Origin of the sequence: Paenilisteria rustica (genome assembly GCF_013820765.1) — a bacterium.
GTDB lineage: Bacteria > Bacillota > Bacilli > Lactobacillales > Listeriaceae > Listeria_A > Listeria_A rustica.
The window spans coordinates 107,990-127,997 of sequence record NZ_JABJVM010000001.1 but is presented as its reverse complement, the minus strand read 5'-3'; the positions used below and the strand labels follow the sequence as shown (position 1 = coordinate 127,997).

The window sequence follows — 20,008 nt, the reverse complement described above, 5'->3', positions numbered from 1 at the left end:
CCGCTAACGAAAGCGAGTCCCTCTCACCGCCCTTTTTTATATCCTTTTATCCGTTTCGGTTTTACAATCAGTACACTCATTGCTGGCATTATAACTTCAATACTATACGGTTGCCCGTTATATCCTTGATGACTCGTGCGCATTTCGGGCTGAGCCACATTCCACGTCCCGCCAAAATCGTGCGACTCCGTATTCAGCAACTCCTCATAAACTCCTTCATATGGCACGCCAATCCGCACCCGCTGTCTTTCCACTGGCACAAAATTACACGCCACAACTAGGAAATCGCGCGGCTTCGCACCTTGGCGAATAAACGTTAATAACGATTCATCCCGATTATCCGCATCCAAAATCGCCATTCCAGCAGGATCATGATCCAACTCAAACAACGCCCGATGCTCCACATAAAGCTCATTTAACGTCCGCACAAAAAACTGATACTGGTGATTTAAATCCTGCTCCAAATCCGCCCATTCCAGCTCTTCCGCAAACTTCCACTCCAAAAACTGACCCGTCTCGTTGCCCATAAAATTCAATTTTTTACCAGGATGCGTCATCAAAAATGCCTCCAATGTTCGGAGTCCCGCAAACTGGTTGTACCGATCGCCCGGCATTTTGTGCATCATCGACTTCTTGCCATGCACCACTTCATCATGCGACAGCGCCAAAATATAATTCTCCTTATACATATACATAAACGAAAACGTCACGAGGTTAAAATAATCCTTGCGAAACAGCGGGTCCATCTCGAAAAATTTCAAAATATCGTTCATCCAGCCCATATTCCACTTATAATTAAAACCAAGCCCATTCGCGTCCACCGGCATCGTCACACCAGGATAAGCCGTACTTTCTTCCGCAATCATCAACATATCCGGATACCGCTTAAAAACCTCCGTGTTTAACTTTTGCACAAAATCGACACCAGCCTTATTCACGTTGCTGCCATCCTCATTTGCTTCCCAATACCCATCGTCATAATCCAAATAAATCATGGCAGACACCGCATCGACCCGCAAACCATCCAAATGACACATCCCAATCCAAAACAGCGCATTCGAAATCAAAAAACTATGCACCTCAGCCTTAGATAAGTCAAAATTAAGCGTTCCCCAGCGCACATTATCCGCCTGAAACGACTTCCAATACTCAAATTGCGGCGTCCCATCAAAATACGACAACGCATTATCATTCCGGCAAAAATGTCCCGGCACCCAGTCCATAATCACGCCAATATTCGCGGCATGGCACGCATCCACAAAGCCCATGAAATCTTCCAAGCTCCCGTAACGCGCCGACAACGCATAATATCCCGTAATCTGATAGCCCCAAGACGCGTCCAGCGGGTGTTCCATGAGCGGCATAAACTCAATATGCGTAAAACCCATCTCCGCCACATAAGGAATCAACGTCTCCGCAAGTTCCGCAAACGTATAAAATTCCGCATCACCATCCTTTGGTTTCCGCCAAGAACCTGCATGAACCTCGTAAATATTAAGTGGCGCCTGATACACATTTTTGCGTTTTCGCTTCGCCATCCAGCGACCATCCGACCACTTAAAATCCGGTAATTTCGTCACAACCGCTGCATCTTTTGGCCTCGTCTCAAACGCCAACGCATATGGGTCCATCTTTAACTTCTTGTTCCCATTCGCATCCTCCACCAGAACCTTGTAATGCTGCCCCGGCTTCGCATCTGCCGAAAATCCTTGCCAAATCCCAGTCTCACCAATTTTCCTCAATTTCATCCCAGCATCCCAATCACAAAAATCACCGACAATGGCAATTCCCCTAGCCTTAGGAGCCCAAACACGAAACGAGAACCCTTCCTTACCATTCATATCCACTGCAAATTGACATCCCAGTTGCTGATAACTCTGAAAATGATTCCCCGTATTAAATAAATATGTATCCGCTTCTGACATGGTACCGATCTGCAATTTATTGCTCACTTCATCACACCCTTTTTGAATAATCTGTTTTTTCTCTTTCACAAAACAAAAAATCATTCTGTCGCGTTCATTATGAAGTAAATCGGAAAGTGTCAAACATTATTTCCTTACCTCTAATATACCAGATTTCTTCTCTTTTTGAAAATAATACCACTAGTAAAATATGTGACATTTCTCCTAATTTACAGAAGAGAAATAAGTCTCCATACAAAACAAAGAGCCTAAGCCCCTTGGCCCAGACTCAAAAACAGTCATTAATATAATAAATCTAAGAAATCTTCCATTGTAATATTACCAAAATAATGTTTTATTTTCACGTCTTTCAAAGCATTTTCAATCGCCTGGCGCTCATAATTGACACCACGAAGCTTATCCTCAATCTCCGCCACATCGCCAACCCCGAAGAAATCACCGAAAATTTTAACGTCCGCAATAACACTTTTCACAACGTCCAGGCGCACGTCAATACCACCAACTGGAAAACGTTTCGTCCGCTCCAAATTAAACTTAGGTGACTTCCCGTAATTCCAATCCCAGTTATTGTAACGCTTCTCGGAAATCGCATGAATCTTCTCCCAGTCTGCCTCCGTGAGCACATATTCCTTCACATCCGCCACACTTTCGACATCAAAAATATCAAGCAATAGCAAATCACGAAACTCCTCCGTTGTCATCTTGTTTTCCATGAACTCCGAAATATTCGCAACCCGGCTACGCACCGACTTAATGCCCTTCGACTCAATCTTATCCTTGCGCACCTTCAGCGACGCCACGACATGATCCAAATTAAGATCCAGCATCAACGTCCCATGCGAAAACATCTTGCCTTTCGTTGCAAACTGCGCATTCCCAGACACTTTGAAGCCGTCAATCAACAAATCATTGCGTCCTTTCAACTCCGCATTCACACCTTGCTTCTTAAGCGCCGTCACAATCGGCTCCGTAAATTTCGCGAAGTTGTGGAACGAATCCCCATCATCCTTCGTAATAAAGCTGAAATTCAGATTCCCCTCATCATGATAAACCGCGCCACCGCCCGATAAACGACGCACAACCTTGACGTTATTTGCCGCCACATATTCCGTATTAATTTCCTCAATCGTATTCTGATTCCGCCCAATAATAATCGACGGCTGGTTAATATAGAAAAGCAACACTGGTTCGTCCAAATTGAGCTCCGTCAAAATAAACTCTTCCACCGCCAAATTTATCGTCGGATCCAATACATTCTTATTATCAATAAAATACACGCCTTACGTCCTCCTTAAAACTCGATAATCAGGCCTTTTTCAGCCAACACAATCTGTCCATCAAATGCCGACGCCGCTTCCGCTTTTAGCGTTGCCAACTCACCAAACTGCGGTAAATGCGATAGCAACAATGTCTTCACGCCAGCATCCTGCGCCAATTTCCCAACTTCCGTACTTGCCATATGAATCTGACTTTTTCCAGCGAGGTCTTTATAGAAATTCGTATCCGCCATCAACAAATCTGCGCCCGTTGCGAAAGGAACAAACGACTCCTGATACGCCGAATCCGCTGTGAACACAAATACTTTCCCGTTCGCCTCAACCCGCATCGCATAACAAACTACCGGATGCACCGTCTTTAAAAAGGTGATCGTAAACGGCCCAACTGTGAGCGGCTTGTTCGGATTATACGCAATTCCCTCTGACACATTTGGCATCGAAAGATAAGAAAAACCACGCGCATCCTCGTCATGCCCATACATCGGCAACACAGGAACATCCGCGTTCATCCCGCCGATCAAACGATAATGCTGCAAAATCCCAACATCCGCCACATGATCCGGATGATAATGCGAAATAATCGCCGCATCAATGGCGTTCGGGTCCACATAATTCTGCATAATAGAAACGGCACTCGCACCGACATCAATCAATAATTTAAATCCATCCTCTTCCAATAAATAACTCGACGTTCCCTCATCCACTTTCGGAAAGCCACCCCAATGACCAAACACAGTCAACTTCATGCCGCCACGTCCTCTCTCGATTTAGTTTACCTTTTTATCATACACTAAAATAGAGGTGGAGGGTAGATTTTGCGCCCAGAAAAAAACACGCCATTTTCATGACATGTTTTCTTCTTTTATTGGTTTTGCATTGAGGCTGGTGGTTGGTATTTCAAATCGTTTAGTCCACTTATAATCATCTATCCCGAATAACTGCTTCAATATACATCAAAAATGATAAACATTCAACTTTTGAAAAAGCGGTTTGCATATTCGAAATAGCGTGTACCCAATCATTCCACCACTCACATTCCAAATCAAATCATCTATATCTACATATTTGAAAGCGGATTGATATAGAATATTTTGCAGTAATTGCAATAGTTCTATAGACATTGACAAAGTGAGCGCCAACAAAAACATCCTTTTCCAGCTAACTTTATACATTGAACATAGTGGGTACAAACAGCCTAGTGGTATAAACATAATAATATTGGCGACAACTTGAAAAATAGCCTGACTAACATCCAAATCTCCACTATAAATATAGATATCCCAAACAGTTGCAAAAGGTATGATGTTAATTCCAGTTGCACCATCTCTTAAAATACGAGTATCTTCAATCAACATGCTATTTGTCATAATTGGAAACATCGTATAGCCTACGACACCTGTTACATAAATAAACATACATGATTTAAAAACTATTTTCTCAATCGGCTCTTTCTTCCTAATCCATCGAATCAAAAAGAATACATAGATAATAGGCGCAATGAGAAGTATAACTTTTGCAGTTAGCATAGCCTAACGCCACCTTATTTATTAATAGTTCCTATACCTTTAGTCGTATCGTTATTGCTTATTTTCTCCGTTTTAATATAAAAAGCCAATCACGCTAATTATTATTGAACTTTTTTTCAAATATTCACCTCCATGCTATATTACAATCAAACCCTATCAAAAAAACGGGATTAAGCTTATTTTATACATTTTCAATTTAACTACCTCTTCATATATTTTATTACCCTTCTCCCAAGTTATCTTGATTGCTTGAACCTCGTCTATATCAGGACCATCATAAAACGTCATAGGATCAGGGATAGTCCGGCCGTCAAAATTACCATCTTTCGTATTTTTCAAATTGTGCTCCTCAAGGAAATTAACAGGTTCGCCATCCATCATCATATCTACTTGTAGAACTTTTGGTTCTGTAAGTCCGCGCCATTTTATATAACCACTCCAAGGATGGTCTGTTGAATCCGTCACTCCCGCAGCTCTTGGTTTATAGACAACTTTCCAATATTATCCTTTTGAGTATACAATAGCTGGTTGCTGCAATGAATATGTTATCCAGCTGCCCAGAAAAATAATCACAATTAACCATCGATATTTCTTTTTCGTCATGATAAAACTCTCCATTATCTAATGATTTAAATCCTCTACTTCAGAACAGTGGTTTTACGAAATATCTTTTCTCCCAACGTAAGACTACTAATTCTGATTTCATAGTGTTATCTTTTTCCCATGTGATTTTAAACGTCGTACTATCGCCCAAATCCTCCTTTTTAGGTGGATTATAAAATGTTTCATTATCTATTAATTTCTTCCCATTAAAGTTACCAGTTTCAACCGCTAGCATTTCTTTGTCGAATAATGGATATGCTTCCTTGCCATCCATCTGTTCAACTTTCAACATTTTAACATCGTTCATGTTCCGCCATTTTATAACACCCATCCATGGATATTTTTCCGTGTCTGCTTCATCACCTTTTCTCGGTTTGTAAAGTACACTCCAATTTTCACTACTTCCTTTAAGAATTTGTGGTTGATTGAGAGAAATTCCTACATAAATTAAAATTACACCCAGCACTATTCCAATACATATTTTTTTCATATTATCTCCTATATAATTTGTTTATCACAAAAACACCAGTCTATTATTGAAAGCAACCAAATAATTACTGGTATACTTAAAATAGCACCTACTCCAATCACACAGGATTTGAGATAGGTGCTATCTTTCAATATTTCTTAATTATCATCCTTCGGCGGATATTTGACCTCAAATTCGGTACCCTCTTCTTTAGAATAGGGACGAAATAGTACCGGTTGCCCTTTCCCCGTGTAAAAATACTGGTACACGACTCCTTCTTTTTCACCTTCAACTTCTATTCGTTTGATGTAATCACCACTAAACTTCCAATCCCAAACATAGCTTATCTCATGTATTTGATCCAATGGTATACCTTGTTCTAATACATAGGTATCAATTTTTTGCTCTGCTTGATTTTTGGAATTTAGGTGGACTATGACGGCGCCGATAGCTAATGCGATTAAAAAAACGATAACGCTAATTATTACCGTTGAACGCTTTTTCAAAATTTCAGCCCCCCATTTAAGTCAGATGCCTTCACCCACCTCATTCACGCAAATAGAGATGGAGGGTAGATTTTGTGTCCAAGAAAAACTCCTGCCATTCTCATGACATGTTTCCTACTTTTATTGATTTTGCATCGAGGCTGGCGGCTGATATTTTAGTTCTTTCGTCCTAGGGTCGTCTATGCCAACCTCGGTTCCCTTTATATACGCACTATAATCCACACTCTTTTCCTTGGAGTTATATTGGAATATATAACGGATATCATCACCTTCGCTCTTGGTATATATTATTTTTACAAATCCCGGTGGCGCATATGCATAACCAAAAGATTCATCTCTTATTGCACTCTGAGGTATTCTATATTCCGCGACATAAGCATCAATCGCATTTTCTGCTACATTTTTCTTGTATAGATACACACCTAAAAATACCAAGAAAATTGTCACGATTATACCGAGTATCTTCACAACTTTTTTCAAAATTTCACCTCAATGAAAGATAAGCTACCATAGCCTAAAAATGAACCTAGGTGTCATTTTTAGGCTATGGTTTATTTTAAACTCCGACACTATTGATTTTGCATGGAAGCTGGGGGCGGGTACTTTAATTTCTTAGCTCTAGGGTCATCTATTCCTACCTCGGTCCCCTCAATGTAAACACTAAAATGAACTTTCTTTTCCCATGAAAAATATTGGAAATTGTAATGAATCTCATCTCCTGTATCATCCGTATAGACTCTTTTTACAAATCCAGGAGGAGCATGTGCATAGCCAAAGGCCTCTTTCCTTATCGCATTCTTAGGTATGCCATACTTAGTTATATAAGTGTCAATAGCAGTCTCTGCAACATCTTTCTTGTATAAATACACACCTAGAACTATTAGGAGAATGATTAGAAGTATACTTATTACTATCACAAATTTTTTCATTGCCATTCCTCCCTTAATAATCTATCGTTGTACCAGTTGGTGCATAGCTCTTGTTTATTTTCCCAATTAAATGAAACGGTGCAAGGAATCCACTGGTAGGCTTCATAACTGCTGCGCTACCTGAACCATAGTAGTAGGCCTGAAAAAACATCTTTGAACAGTAGCTTGATTTTGGCGGTTTCTCATATAGATGATAATTAAATGCGTATGGTATATTAATATTTTTTTGAGAACTACCTGTTGTTGAATAATAGTTTCTATCAGCATATGTTGCAATTTTTTTTGCTAATGTTTGATTTTTCAATCGGTAGACTCGAATCATTCCATGCTTATATTGGCTCATCCATTCTCTTACAGGAAGCTGTCTATTATTGGTTTTTTTAGACTCTTTTGATGTTCCAGGCATATCCAATATATAATTATCACTATTCGCAATTGCAGCATGCCCAACGACTCCTGACATTGAAGTTCCATCAGTTATGATATATCTCCAGCTTTAATATAAAAACCATTCCACTGCGCCCTCAACAGCAAAGTAACATCTTCAAACTCTTGATCTGCTTTAGGTGTCTGTCCATAGTTATTCGCTTTAATCCAATCTCCATAATCTATATCAGTCTCAAATGCGCCTTGATCCAAACCATCTTTATATACTGGATATAACTCTTCTCGACATCTCTTGGAAAACTGCTCATATGTTATATTCTCTGGCTCAATAACATCTTCTTCAATAGCTTGTTCATAAATTTTTAGATAATCCACACTTTCGCCATTAAACACAATTTTGCTAGCATTCTCCAAATTAACTTTTGGATTGTTTATATATGCAATCGTTTCGCCTTCAGTGTTATACGCTGTTATTCTTGTATAGTAATTTTCTGTGTCTTGGAAATTAGGGTTATTAATTTGATATACATTTTGAGGAGAGATCGAAAGTTCCTTACCACTTCCATCTTTGTTCAATCCTTTTAATTTTTTATCGATATCCTCTTTAGCTGGCCATATACCCTTAGATTTAGAACTCCAACTATAGGAAGAACTAACATCATAACTATTATATACATCTCCATCAAGAATCCAAACTTTATAGCCTGCAGCTTCTTCAATTTCGCCCCATGACAGATTTATTATACCAGTCTCTTTATTGTCAGAAGTTGTGTTAACATCGGAAAATTCAAAGTCTAGCATTGGCATAGTAACAGTAGTTGCATCAGAAGTTGGGCTTTCTTCCCCATTATAAACAGCAATAACTCGAACATAATAATATAAACGATCTCCATAGTTCTTTGCTTGCTTTGAAGTGTACGCATTTTCATATGTTTTAGAAGGATCTAAAGGCAAACTCCCACCTAATCCATCTGTATGCAACTCATACTTCCCAGCGTCAATCTCTTCCCGAGTCGGCCATATAGGTTGTTCTTTTGTCGACCACTTAGTACTGTTTCCTACATCATAATACTGGTAGCTATACCCATTGAAAAAACCAACTTTGTAAGACGTAGCTCCAGATGACAAACCCCAGCTAATATCAAGATAACTTTTACCAGTGGTCTCATCTTGATGGCTTGTGACAGTAGGTTTTGCCATCTGCTCCACCGGCATCGTTGCATCAGTAATATCAGACGCCTGACCATCCCCCCAAGAATACACTGCTAAAATACGCACAATATATTTGGTTTGATTTCTTAAGCCGAAAGTACTCCCCGCTTGAAAACCATTTTCATACAATGCTCGCGGATCATTTGCAAATTCTACACCTTTTCCGTCCTGATGAAATTTATATTGTTTATTGTCTATTTCTTCTTGTGTCGGAAATATCTTCTTCCCTTTTGTTGACCAACTAGTCACATTGCCTGTATTGAAATATTCATAGTTATAACCGTTTCCGATTACTACTTTATAATCAATAGCTCCTGGTACTGCTTGCCAAGAAATATCCATGTAACCTGTTCCAGTTCCCGGACCACTAGAAAATGTCTTAATAACGGACTTCCCTGGCTTCGCTGGTAATGTTTCTGGTGGCATATACGCATCGGTAATGTCAGATGTAGGACCATCTCCACCTGGATAGATTGCTAAAATACGCACAATATATTTCAACTGATTCCGCAAACCAAACGTACTACCTGCTTTATAGCCATTTTCATAGAGCGCTCGTGGATCACTCGCAAATTCGGTTCCTTTTCCATCAGTATGGAATTTATACAGACCGCTCGCAATTTCTGCTTGTGTTGGGAAAATGTTCTTTCCTTTTGTTGTCCATGAGGTAACATTTCCCACTGCGATTTGTTCATAATTGTAGCCGTTTCCGATAATAACTTTGTAGCCTATCGCACCTGGTACCTTGTCCCATGACATATTCATGTAACCAGTTCCAGTTCCAGTGCCAGCACCATTAGATACTGTTTTTATCGTTGCTTTCTCTGGTTTATCATACGTGTACGTTACTTCTAGATAAGGTACATTTTTACCTGTCTCGGTCGCCGTGAATTTTTTCCAATGATCTTGCTGGTTCACGGTGTGCATCATGAAGCCTTTGTTTGGACGGACTCCTGTTGTCCAGGCGCGAACCGAGCTCGTCACATCAAAGCTTGCCCACTGATTCCGGCCGATGTCTACTGAGCCGACGTTAAATGTCGTTGGGCGTGTGTTCCATGTTACGCCTGCTGTTGTCCAATCGCCAGTCACTTCTTCTAATTTTACTGGATTCTTCGCTGTGGATGAAAAATGCCACACCGCGTATGCTTTAAATGTAGCGGATTCGACGGTCGCATTTGCTAGCGAGCTTGTATCTGGCTTAATATACGCGTAATTAAATCCAGTTGTATCATCGTAACGACCAACTTTCAACACGTATTCGTTTAGAGCTGCATCCCATAATTTGCTTCCTGAATAGTTTGTAGTCGGTGCAACGCTTGAAATGCCTGCGTCTACTACTTTTTTCAATTGGACACTCGGATCAATGTATACTGGATAAACACGAGCGCTATCTTTCAGCTAATTTTGATCAGCAGTGAGCGTAATTTGATAAATATTAGCTGCGATATTCTTCAACTCAAATGATACTACATCTGACTCTGTCGCATTCCCTGTATCTGGATGAATATTCGAATCTGTCATCACTGGTTTTGGTAATGTATATTCTACAACACCAGCTCCATTTTTAAAAATAATCGAGCCATCCGCTAGCTTCTAAGCTTTTAAAGCAGTCGTTACATTGAAATTGTAACTATGTACTCCCGTGTATTCGCGCAAAACAATATCCTCTTTAACGGAAGTATTGAACGTTAGATTACGAAGATCCGTGCTTTTTAAAATATCTTTATAGCGAACTTCATTATCCTTTAATGTAGCCGAGACATCTTTCACAGCCTCTTTTCCTTGCTCCCCATCTGCTGATTCTAAAGCAAATGTGATCTGATTATCACCTTCGCCAAATTGGCTATACTTTCCTTGTTCCATTTCTGGGAAAAATGTTGGCTTGATTTCAGTTCTTTCAGGAGCGATGCTGTCACTACCATCCAAAATCATCATATTGGAAACTGGTTCCCAATCGCCATCTTCTTTTACATTAATCGGTTCTGTGTAAATTTGCTTTGTAAAGGAGCCATCTTGGTTATCATATACAATTTCTGTATCCGTTCGTTCCTCCACAACCTCACTGCTTTCTTTTCTAGTTTCTCTGATATTTCTGCCGTAACTGTAGCATGATCTGCCGTGTCTACTGCTTGTGCATCAAGGATGGGTACACTAGAAAATACCAACATCATCGCCATACTGCTTACAAATACTCTTGATAGCCATTTCTTCATCTTATTTCTCCCTCTTTCACTTTTTTCGCATGCCCTTCTACTTCTATTTTCCAACATGCATACTAAAAGTATCACAAAGTTTCCAATCAAGCAATGACATATGGACCTTCTTTACAAAATATTTAACATTGAAGGCGATTTCTTTAACATTATTTGAGATTTATAGTTATTTGAACTAGGAATATAGTTATATAACATTAAATACCAACAAAAAAATACGCCACATAGAATCTAAATTCCATGCAGCGCATTCCGAAATCTTATTCAAAATATTTTTCTTTCTTCTCTTTCGTCAGCTTCTCTGTCGAAACCAATTTCCCTGTTGCAATAAAACGTTGATCCGTCTCCGTCGCAACATCACATGTGACTAGCGTAATTTGCGGCTCTTCCGTATTATCAATCACGCCAACTTCTGTATCTTTCACGATTTTTGTATTCGTTACTTCATACGTGTACAAATTCGTCAAATCGGTCAAATATACCTTGGCGCCTTCTTTCACATTCATCACTGGACCAAATAGCATCGAGCCGTTGCGCATATGATGTCCGGCAAGTGGGTAATTTCCTTTCCCCATGACCTGATCCGATCGCATCGTCGTCGCACCAGCAAGTAAATTCGCTGTGTTTGTGCCTTTTAAGACCATCAAACTAAGATCGACGCTCGGAATAGCAATCGAGCCTACAACGGCATTTTTGTCATAATCCGCTGCCCCTTTCACAACCGATGTCATCGACGGTAATTCGACGCTCGCGAAATCAAAGTTCGCATCTCTGTCATTATTTTTTTCAATCGTTTCTGCACTGTAATTCGTTACCGAATCCCGTTCACTTAGGTACTTCACAATCCCGCTTTTAATGAACGGCGAAAGTACAAGAAGTAACCCAACTATTAAAATGATAATTGCAATCGTTTTCTTCAATATATATTCCTCCTTGCTATTCTTTATATTATATAGTAGGTTTAGTGTCTAATGCAACATTGAAAAGCTTAGAAAGCCCGTTAGCCTCGAAATTTCCGAAAGGCTGGCTTTTGAAGCAGGATCCACAGATTCTTAACTTAATGCAAAGCCCAGATGGAACTACCAACACTAGGTTCTTTTTTATACACGCCAACTCTTTCCTATATTCCCCAATCCATCCCCAAATAAACCACCCAACACATCCCATCCAAATAGCGATATTCCGCGCCACGAAGGCATTCTTAAATGAACTCGGTCTCTAGACGCATGTTTTTTAGTTTTGTTTTTGTTAAAGTTATGTTACAATTAGATTAACGTGGGTTTGGAATTAGCGTAACGCTTCTTACATATAAAGCCCAGTTTTTTTTATTCTATTAAAGATGAAAGTACTTACTCACACAGAGTATTAGGAGAGGTGAACTATGAACGAATGGAAAGGAAAAGTCCTCAGCTTCTTAAGTAAGAACTACGGATTTTTTATTCTAGCCGTCATTCTATTCTGGCTAAAAACGTATATTGCTTATCAAACTGAATTTAATCTTGGTATCGAGAATGCCATGCAACAATTTTTATTACTTATTAATCCGCTGAGTTCGGCTGTGTTCTTTATGGGACTTGCCTTATTTGCAAAAGGTCGACGCTCGTTTGTCTGGATTATCATCATCGATCTACTATTAACGATCGTCTTGTTTGCGAACATGGTTTACTACCGGTTCTTCAGTGATTTTATTACACTGCCAAACATTAAAGAGGCGTCAAGCCTTGGCGAACAGAGTGGTAGTATCGGCGCTTTAATGAACTGGACCGATGCGCTTTACTTCTTGGATATCATTTTCCTGATTGGATTATTGGTGTTCCGTGTTGTGAAACCGAATAAAGAAGCGCGTATTCGTGCTCGTAAAACGGTTGGTGTCTTGGTGCTAGGTGTCGCGATGTTCTTCGCAAACTTAGGTCTTGCTGAAATCGATCGTCCGGAGCTGTTAACTCGTACTTTTGACCGGACGTATATCGTGAAATATCTTGGTATGACGAACTTCCAGCTGTATGACGCCGTGAAAAGTACCCAGAACTCAACGCAGCGTGCCCTCGCCGATAGTAGCGATGTCAATGAAGTGTTGAACTATACGAAATCGAATTATGCCGCGCCGAACCCAGAATACTTTGGTAAAGCGAAAGGCAAAAACGTGATTTACATTCACTTGGAGAGTTTCCAGCAGTTCTTGATTGGTTACAAACTTCATGGTGAAGAGGTTACACCATTTATCAACTCGTTCTTTAAAGACAAAAATACATTTAGCTTCACGAATTTCTACCATCAAACCGGTCAAGGGAAAACTTCCGATGCCGAAATGATGCTTGAGAATTCTTTATTCGGACTTCCACAAGGTTCTGCCTTCTCGACAAAAGGTAAGAATACGTATCAATCAGCGCCTGCGATTTTAGGTCAGCAAGGCTATGATTCAGCGGTTTTCCACGGTAACTATAAGAGTTTCTGGAATCGCGACGAAATTTACAAGCAGTTCGGTTATAATCATTTCTTCGATGCTAGTTATTATGACATGAACGAAAAAGATGTTTCTAACTACGGATTGAAGGATAAGCCGTTCTTCCAAGAATCAGAGAAGTATATTGAAACGTTGAAACAACCGTTTTACGCGAAGTTTATCACGTTAACGAATCACTTCCCTTACCCAATTTCAGAAGATGAAGCGACGATTAAACCGGCTGAGACTGGTGATGCTTCGGTGGATAGTTACTTCCAAACAGCGCGTTATTTAGATGAATCTGTAAAAAGTTTCGTGCAGTATTTGAAGGATAGCGGTTTGTATGAGAACTCGGTTATCGTGATGTACGGCGATCACTATGGTATTTCTGATAATCACGCGCAAGCTATGAGTAAAGTGCTTGGTACGGATTATGATGCTTACCAAAACGCTCAAGCGCAACGTGTGCCATTCATGGTTCGTGTTCCTGGCGTTGAAGGTGGCGTAAAAGATACGTACGGCGGTGAAATCGATATTTTACCAACACTACTTCACTTGCTAGGTACGGATACGAAAAACTACGTACAACTAGGTAATGACTTACTTTCTAAAGATGCCAAACAAGTTGTACCATTCCGAAACGGTGATTTCATTACTCCTGCTTATTCTATGATTGGCGGCAAGTTCTACAATCAGAAAACAGGCGAAGAAATAACAACTGAGACGGATGCTATGAAAGCAACGAAAGACAATGTTGCCAAAGAGCTAGAACTTTCCGATGAAGTGTTACAAGGCGATTTGCTACGTTTCTACACACCGGAAGGCTTCAAGAAAACAGATCCTTCGAAGTACAACTATAACAACAAGAATAAAACAACAAGTACTGATAAGGAAAGCACAGACGAGACATCTACAGAAACGAAATAATATCAAGGCTCCGATTCTAAGCAATTTTTAGGATTGGAGCCTTTTTCTTTATAAAATCACTTCCCTTTCGCGCTTTAAAATGCTATTCTATAAAAAGATAAAGGGAGGTTTACTACATAATGAAAATACTAAAAAACTACGCATTCAGTTTATTCTTAATCGCTGGAATTATCCTCGGTGGTGCGGCTGGCCTTATTTTTGGAGATAAGACATCGGTGGTGCGGCCAATTGGGGAATTGTTTCTTAATTTGATGTTTGTCGTGATTGTGCCACTTGTATTCTTGAGTGTTTCGAGTGCTATCGCGAACATGCAAGGAATGAAGCGACTTGGTAAGATTATGGGTACCATTTTTGCGGTATTCTTTACGACGGCCTTGATTGCTGCTGTGATCGCTTTTGTGGGCACGACGATTTATAACCCGCTAAAAGGCGTTGATATGTCACAGATTATCAAGAACTTACCGGCTGCTCCAGAGGCGACTGCTTCGACGATTGGCGAAACCATTGTCAAAACGTTCACAGTACCTGATTTTCTGGACTTATTCTCTAAATCTAACTTATTGCCTTTGATTGTCTTTTCGATCCTTCTAGGCCTTGCTACATCGATGGCAGGTGCGAAAGGAAAACCGGTAGCAGATTTTTTGAACGCTGGGACGGAAGTTATTTTAAAAATGGTGAAGGTTATTATGTACGCCGCGCCAATTGGTCTTGGCTGTTACTTTGCGGATACAGTCGGAAAACTTGGACCGCAAATTATTAATGGTTACTTGAACTCTTTCTTGCTTTATTTAGTGCTCGCGGTTATTTATTATTTTGGCGCCTTTACCTTGTACGCTTTTATTGCGGGTGGTCCGTTAGGTGTCAAAGTATACTGGAAAAACGTGATTACGCCTTCGATTACAGCGATTGCTACATCATCGAGTGCGGCTTGTATTCCGGTTAACTTGCAAGCGACGAAAAAAATGGGCGTTCCCGATGATATCGCGGAGACCGTCATTCCTCTTGGGGCTAATACGCATAAGGATGGTTCTGTTATGGGTGGTATTATCAAGATTATCTTCCTGTTTACATTGTTCGGGAAAGATATGACCTCACCGATGAGCATTCTCGCGATTATTGGTGTCGCCTTCCTTGTTGGTGCTGTGATGGGTGCGATCCCAAGTGGCGGTATGACTGGGGAATTGATGATTTGTGCGGTGTTTGGTTTCAATCCTGAACTCGTTGGGACGATTATGATCATCAGTACAATAATTGATATACCTGCAACATTATTGAATTCAACAGGAAACACGGTTTGTGCGATGCTTGTTAGCCGATTTGTAGAAGGTAAGAACTGGCTTTCAAAACAGTTTGCTTAAATGTATATGTGAGACGGAAGGAGTTTTTTGGACTCCTCCCGTCTTTTTATTTTGTCCAAAATTGGGGCTCCTCCATGCTTTGAAAAATTATTTTAATTTAAGGTTTACTTTTCTCAGATTTAGGAGTATGATATGTCGCATAGCTCGAAATAGAAATAATAGTTCACTTTATGAAGTACTGGTATAACTAGGGTTTCAAGATTTTCGGTCGCTATTTTTTCGTTTGAAAATCGATTTTTAACAAGTGCATATGGCGTGAATCACAGGATACAGAACTTGTATTTCGCGATAAGAAAAGGGAGATGAAACTTTATTTATCTAGATTCCTTACTTATGATCCGCGGATGATGAATCTGGGGTGTTTTTTATTGGAATCTAACTCAAAAACTCGGCATGTTGAATTGTGGGAGGTTTATGTATGATTATAATGCTGCTATTTGCGATTTTGTTGTTGGGTTACTTAGTTTATGCGTTAATCCATCCGGAGAAATTTTAGTTGAGGGAGATAAGAGGACATGGAGATTTTACAAATTGTTGTTGTCATTTTGATTTTGTTTTGCTTAATCAAGCCGCTTGGGACTTACATGTACAAGATTTTTGCGGGGGCATCGACAAAGGGAAATCGCTTTTTTGATAGAATTGAGGCTGGGATTTTCCGATTGGCTGGTTTGAATGAGCGTCCTGCGATGACTTGGAAGCGGTATGCCCTTTCACTCGTTTTGGTCAATGGGATTTTAATGGTTATTGGTTTTGTGATTGTTTTTATGCAAGGGCTTTGGGCGAATCCTAATGGTTTGAAGGGGCTTGATCCGACGCTTGCTTTTAATACGGTGATTAGTTTTATGACGAATACGAATCTACAACATTATAGCGGAGAAACGGCGCTTACGAACATGACGCAGATGATTTTTATTACAATGATGATGTTTACGTCGGCGGCAACGGGGATCTCGGTGGCGATTGCTTTTATTCGTGGGATTACGAGTAAGGGCGAAACGCTAGGCAATTTTTATGAGGATTTCACAAAGGCAATCACGCGCTTATTGTTGCCACTAGCTTTTATTTTGACGCTTGTTTTGGTCGGATTGGCGGTTCCGCAGACGTTGGCGAGTTCGCATACGGTGACGACGCTCGAAGGTTTGAAGCAGACGATTGCGCTTGGACCTGTTGCTTCACTTGAGGCGATTAAACACTTGGGTACGAACGGCGGCGGCTTTTTCGGTGCTAACTCGGCGCATCCTTTTGAGAATCCGACGCCACTTACGAATGTACTCGAAATGCTGGCGATGTGGTGTATTCCGGCTTCCTTGACCTACACATATGGTCGCTTCGCTAAAAATCAAAAGCAAGGCTGGGTCATTTTTTCAGCGATGTTCGTCTTGTTTATCGTGTTTCTTGGGCTCATTTTTATGTCGGAGAAAGCAGGGAATCCGGTGTTGACGGAACTTGGTGTTTCGAACGTGCAAGGCAGTATGGAAGGCAAAGAAATGCGATTCGGGCTCGGGGGCTCCACGCTATTTAGTACGATTACAACGGCCGCTACAACTGGTTCAGTGAATAATATGCATGATACGCTGACGCCGCTTGGTGGTATGGGGACTCTCGCGCTGATGATGCTGAATGTGGTATTTGGCGGTGATGGTGTTGGCTTGATAAACATGTTGATATACGCAATGCTCGGCGTCTTTTTATGCGGGCTTTTGATTGGACGCACACCGGAGTTTCTCGGTCGCAAAATTGAGCCGCGCGAGATGAAATTGATTACATTAACCTTGCTGATACATCCAATTATTATATTAGTCCCCACTGCTGTGGCACTTCTTACATCGGCGGGAACGGATGCGATTTCCAATCCTGGCTTCCATGGGATGACACAGGTTCTGTATGAGTTTACATCCTCTGCTGCGAACAATGGCTCGGGATTTGAAGGGCTTAGCGATAATACGACGTTTTGGAATATGACAACGGGTATTGTGATGTTTTTAGGTCGGTATCTCTCGATTATTCTTTTGCTCGCAGTGGCTGGTTCGATGACACGCAAGCAATTCATTCCAGAGACGATTGGTACTTTTAGAACGGATAATGGCTTGTTTACTGGTATTTTAGTGATGGTTGTGCTCATTATCGGCGCCCTCACCTTCTTGCCAGTTCTCGTACTTGGACCGATTGCAGAAAGTTTAACTTTATAGGAGTGTGTGAAAATGGAGAAAAAGAACGTATTATTTAACCGCGAAATGATGCTCACTGCTATAAAAGATAGCTTTGTGAAATTAAATCCAGTAGCGATGATTAAAAATCCAGTTATGTTTGTTGTCGAAGTTGGGACATTTGTTGTCTTATTACTCATGCTTTTTCCGCAATTTTTCGGAATCACTGCTTCGTTTGGTTACGAGTTGACCGTGTTTCTGATTTTGCTCGTTACGATTTTATTTGCTAATTTTGCAGAGAGTTTGGCGGAAGGTCGTGGGAAAGCACAGGCGGATTCGCTCAAAAAAACGAAGCAAGATACGACGGCAAAACTCATTCAAAAAGATGGTTCGGTAAAAGAAGTTGCAGCCTCGACATTGCATAAAGAAGATATTGTTCTCGTCGAAATGGGCGATTTGATACCGAGTGATGGAGAGATTATTGAAGGGCTCGCCTCGATTGATGAATCTGCTATTACGGGGGAATCGGCACCGGTTATTAAAGAAAGCGGTGGAGATTTCGCCTCGGTGACTGGTGGTACGATGGTACTTAGTGATTCGATTAAGGTTCGGATTGAGAGTAATCCTGGTGAATCGTTTCTTGACAAAATGATTTCGATGGTCGAAGGTGCTAAGCGTCAAAAAACGCCGAATGAGATTGCGCTGACAATTTTGCTTATTACACTCACGATTATTTTTATGATTGTGGTTATAACGCTTTATCCGATTGCCCGTTTTAATGGTGTCGAATTGTCGATCCCGACGCTTGTTGCGCTGCTTGTTTGTCTGATTCCAACGACGATTGGCGCCCTGCTTTCAGCGATTGGTATTGCTGGAATGGACCGGGTGACTCGTTTTAATGTCCTTGCGATGAGCGGGAAAGCTGTTGAAGCTGCTGGTGACATCAATACGATTATTTTAGACAAAACGGGCACCATTACTTTTGGGAATCGGATGGCGAGCGAATTTTTGCCTGTTGGGGGGCATTCAGTGGCGGAGATTGCTGAAATTGCCGCGATAAGTTCGCTGAAAGATGATACGCCAGAGGGCAAATCTGTCTTAGCGCTTGCCAAACGAATGGAGATCGCCTTTCCTAGTGATGATGCGCAGATTACTGAGGTCATTGAGTTCCAAGCAGAAACACGTATGAGCGGGATCACGCTCCAAGACGGGCGCAAAATTCGCAAAGGTGCGGCGGATTCGATTAGCCGCTGGGTCCTTGATCTTGGTGGAATTTTGCCAGCAGAGATGCAGGAAGTTGGAGATAGCATCGCGCGCCTTGGTGGTACACCGCTCGCAGTTTCGGTTGATTCCGAAGTTTACGGCTTTATTTATTTGAAAGATACCGTGAAACCAGGGATGCAAGAGCGATTCGCCGAGCTTCGTAAAATGGGAATAAAGACTATTATGTGTACCGGTGACAATCCCCTGACTGCTAAAACGATTGCGGCGGAGGCTGGTGTGGATGATTATATCGCCGAATCCAAACCAGAAGACAAAATTCAAGTCATTAAAGATGAGCAAGCGCTTGGAAAACTCGTAGCTATGACTGGCGATGGAACGAATGACGCCCCTGCCCTAGCTCAAGCGGATGTAGGTCTCGCCATGAATTCTGGAACCATCGCTGCAAAAGAGGCTGCTAACATGGTTGATCTTGACTCTGATCCGACGAAAATCATCGAGGTCGTGTCTATTGGTAAACAGTTGCTGATGACACGTGGCGCGTTAACGACATTTAGTATTGCTAATGATATCGCGAAATACTTTGCTATTATTCCAGCTATGTTTGCCATCGCGATTCCTGCCATGGACAAGCTGAATATTATGCAACTCGACTCCCCCACTAGCGCGATTATCTCGGCACTGATTTTTAATGCCTTGATTATCCCGATTCTAATTCCACTAGCGATGAAGGGTGTCAAATATGTACCAATGAAAGCGAGTAAGCTACTCAAAAAAAATCTATTCGTTTATGGTCTCGGTGGTGTCATTGCCCCATTTTTCGGCATTAAAGTCATTGATATGGCCGTTTCGGTCTTTATGTAGG

General features: G+C 41.0%; 18 protein-coding genes. 5 read left to right on the top strand and 13 right to left on the bottom strand.

Annotation, left to right across the window (positions count from 1 at the left end):
• Positions 1-23: 23 nt before the first annotated feature.
• The 13 genes from glgB to HPK16_RS00525 form a co-directional block, all read right to left on the bottom strand.
• Positions 24-1,994: a 1,4-alpha-glucan branching protein GlgB gene (gene glgB, locus HPK16_RS00585; RefSeq protein WP_343064787.1), complete on the bottom strand. Its 1,971-nt coding sequence runs from the start codon at positions 1,992-1,994 to the stop codon at positions 24-26.
• Positions 1,995-2,206: 212 nt separating this feature from the next.
• Positions 2,207-3,202 carry a lipoate--protein ligase gene (gene lplA, locus HPK16_RS00580; protein WP_181675082.1) on the bottom strand — a complete coding sequence of 332 codons (996 nt, stop codon included), beginning with the start codon at positions 3,200-3,202 and terminating at the stop codon, positions 2,207-2,209.
• Between the two features lie 14 nt (positions 3,203-3,216).
• Positions 3,217-3,948, bottom strand: a complete 732-nt coding sequence (locus HPK16_RS00575) for an MBL fold metallo-hydrolase (RefSeq protein ID WP_181675081.1) — start codon at positions 3,946-3,948, stop codon at positions 3,217-3,219.
• A 207-nt stretch (positions 3,949-4,155) separates the two neighbouring features.
• Positions 4,156-4,728, bottom strand: a complete 573-nt coding sequence (locus tag HPK16_RS00570; RefSeq protein ID WP_181675080.1) for a VanZ family protein — start codon at positions 4,726-4,728, stop codon at positions 4,156-4,158.
• 156 nt (positions 4,729-4,884) lie between these two features.
• Complete coding sequence (locus HPK16_RS00565; protein WP_181675079.1) at positions 4,885-5,193, bottom strand: hypothetical protein; 309 nt, start codon at positions 5,191-5,193, stop codon at positions 4,885-4,887.
• 178 nt (positions 5,194-5,371) lie between these two features.
• The gene (locus tag HPK16_RS00560; RefSeq protein ID WP_181675078.1) at positions 5,372-5,821 is read right to left on the bottom strand and encodes a hypothetical protein; all 450 of its coding nucleotides are present in this window, start codon (positions 5,819-5,821) and stop codon (positions 5,372-5,374) included.
• A 137-nt stretch (positions 5,822-5,958) separates the two neighbouring features.
• Positions 5,959-6,306, bottom strand: a complete 348-nt coding sequence (locus tag HPK16_RS00555) for a DUF3139 domain-containing protein (protein WP_181675077.1) — start codon at positions 6,304-6,306, stop codon at positions 5,959-5,961.
• A gap of 120 nt (positions 6,307-6,426) precedes the next feature.
• Positions 6,427-6,786: a hypothetical protein gene (locus tag HPK16_RS00550; protein WP_181675076.1), complete on the bottom strand. Its 360-nt coding sequence runs from the start codon at positions 6,784-6,786 to the stop codon at positions 6,427-6,429.
• Between the two features lie 89 nt (positions 6,787-6,875).
• Positions 6,876-7,235: a DUF3139 domain-containing protein gene (locus HPK16_RS00545; protein WP_181675075.1), complete on the bottom strand. Its 360-nt coding sequence runs from the start codon at positions 7,233-7,235 to the stop codon at positions 6,876-6,878.
• Between the two features lie 13 nt (positions 7,236-7,248).
• The gene (locus tag HPK16_RS00540) at positions 7,249-7,698 is read right to left on the bottom strand and encodes a YiiX/YebB-like N1pC/P60 family cysteine hydrolase (RefSeq protein WP_181675074.1); all 450 of its coding nucleotides are present in this window, start codon (positions 7,696-7,698) and stop codon (positions 7,249-7,251) included.
• A 14-nt stretch (positions 7,699-7,712) separates the two neighbouring features.
• The gene (locus HPK16_RS00535; protein ID WP_181675073.1) at positions 7,713-10,181 is read right to left on the bottom strand and encodes a DNRLRE domain-containing protein; all 2,469 of its coding nucleotides are present in this window, start codon (positions 10,179-10,181) and stop codon (positions 7,713-7,715) included.
• A gap of 246 nt (positions 10,182-10,427) precedes the next feature.
• Entirely contained in the window at positions 10,428-10,889 is a 462-nt protein-coding gene (locus HPK16_RS00530) for a hypothetical protein (RefSeq protein WP_181675072.1), read from the bottom strand.
• Positions 10,890-11,307: 418 nt separating this feature from the next.
• Positions 11,308-11,970, bottom strand: a complete 663-nt coding sequence (locus tag HPK16_RS00525) for a sortase (RefSeq protein WP_181675320.1) — start codon at positions 11,968-11,970, stop codon at positions 11,308-11,310.
• Positions 11,971-12,428: 458 nt separating this feature from the next.
• Here HPK16_RS00525 and ltaS point away from each other — a divergent pair, with 458 nt between their 5' ends.
• From ltaS to kdpB, 5 genes are all read left to right on the top strand, one after another.
• Positions 12,429-14,417, top strand: a complete 1,989-nt coding sequence (gene ltaS, locus HPK16_RS00520) for a lipoteichoic acid synthase (RefSeq protein ID WP_181675071.1) — start codon at positions 12,429-12,431, stop codon at positions 14,415-14,417.
• Positions 14,418-14,536: 119 nt separating this feature from the next.
• Positions 14,537-15,775, top strand: a complete 1,239-nt coding sequence (locus tag HPK16_RS00515) for a dicarboxylate/amino acid:cation symporter (protein ID WP_181675070.1) — start codon at positions 14,537-14,539, stop codon at positions 15,773-15,775.
• 418 nt (positions 15,776-16,193) lie between these two features.
• On the top strand, positions 16,194-16,271 hold the full coding sequence (gene kdpF, locus HPK16_RS17160; protein ID WP_077913797.1) for a K(+)-transporting ATPase subunit F: 78 nt from the start codon (positions 16,194-16,196) through the stop codon (positions 16,269-16,271).
• Positions 16,272-16,290: 19 nt separating this feature from the next.
• Complete coding sequence (gene kdpA / locus HPK16_RS00505) at positions 16,291-17,964, top strand: potassium-transporting ATPase subunit KdpA (RefSeq protein WP_181675069.1); 1,674 nt, start codon at positions 16,291-16,293, stop codon at positions 17,962-17,964.
• Between the two features lie 12 nt (positions 17,965-17,976).
• A complete protein-coding gene (gene kdpB, locus HPK16_RS00500) occupies positions 17,977-20,007 on the top strand; it encodes a potassium-transporting ATPase subunit KdpB (RefSeq protein ID WP_181675068.1) in 2,031 nt (676 codons plus the stop codon).
• The last annotated feature ends 1 nt before the right edge of the window (position 20,008 follow it).

Bases quoted from the DNA above. Each gene is read 5' to 3' on its own strand.
- ltaS (WP_181675071.1), top strand. From the start codon at position 12,429: ATGAACGAATGGAAAGGAAAAGTCCTCAGCTTCTTAAGTAAGAACTAC.
- HPK16_RS00560 (WP_181675078.1), bottom strand. From the start codon at position 5,821: ATGAAAAAAATATGTATTGGAATAGTGCTGGGTGTAATTTTAATTTAT.
- HPK16_RS00575 (WP_181675081.1), bottom strand. From the start codon at position 3,948: ATGAAGTTGACTGTGTTTGGTCATTGGGGTGGCTTTCCGAAAGTGGAT.
- HPK16_RS00515 (WP_181675070.1), top strand. From the start codon at position 14,537: ATGAAAATACTAAAAAACTACGCATTCAGTTTATTCTTAATCGCTGGA.
- HPK16_RS00545 (WP_181675075.1), bottom strand. From the start codon at position 7,235: ATGAAAAAATTTGTGATAGTAATAAGTATACTTCTAATCATTCTCCTA.
- HPK16_RS00570 (WP_181675080.1), bottom strand. From the start codon at position 4,728: ATGCTAACTGCAAAAGTTATACTTCTCATTGCGCCTATTATCTATGTA.
- kdpF (WP_077913797.1), top strand. From the start codon at position 16,194: ATGATTATAATGCTGCTATTTGCGATTTTGTTGTTGGGTTACTTAGTT.
- kdpB (WP_181675068.1), top strand. From the start codon at position 17,977: ATGGAGAAAAAGAACGTATTATTTAACCGCGAAATGATGCTCACTGCT.
- kdpA (WP_181675069.1), top strand. From the start codon at position 16,291: ATGGAGATTTTACAAATTGTTGTTGTCATTTTGATTTTGTTTTGCTTA.
- HPK16_RS00540 (WP_181675074.1), bottom strand. From the start codon at position 7,698: ATGTCAGGAGTCGTTGGGCATGCTGCAATTGCGAATAGTGATAATTAT.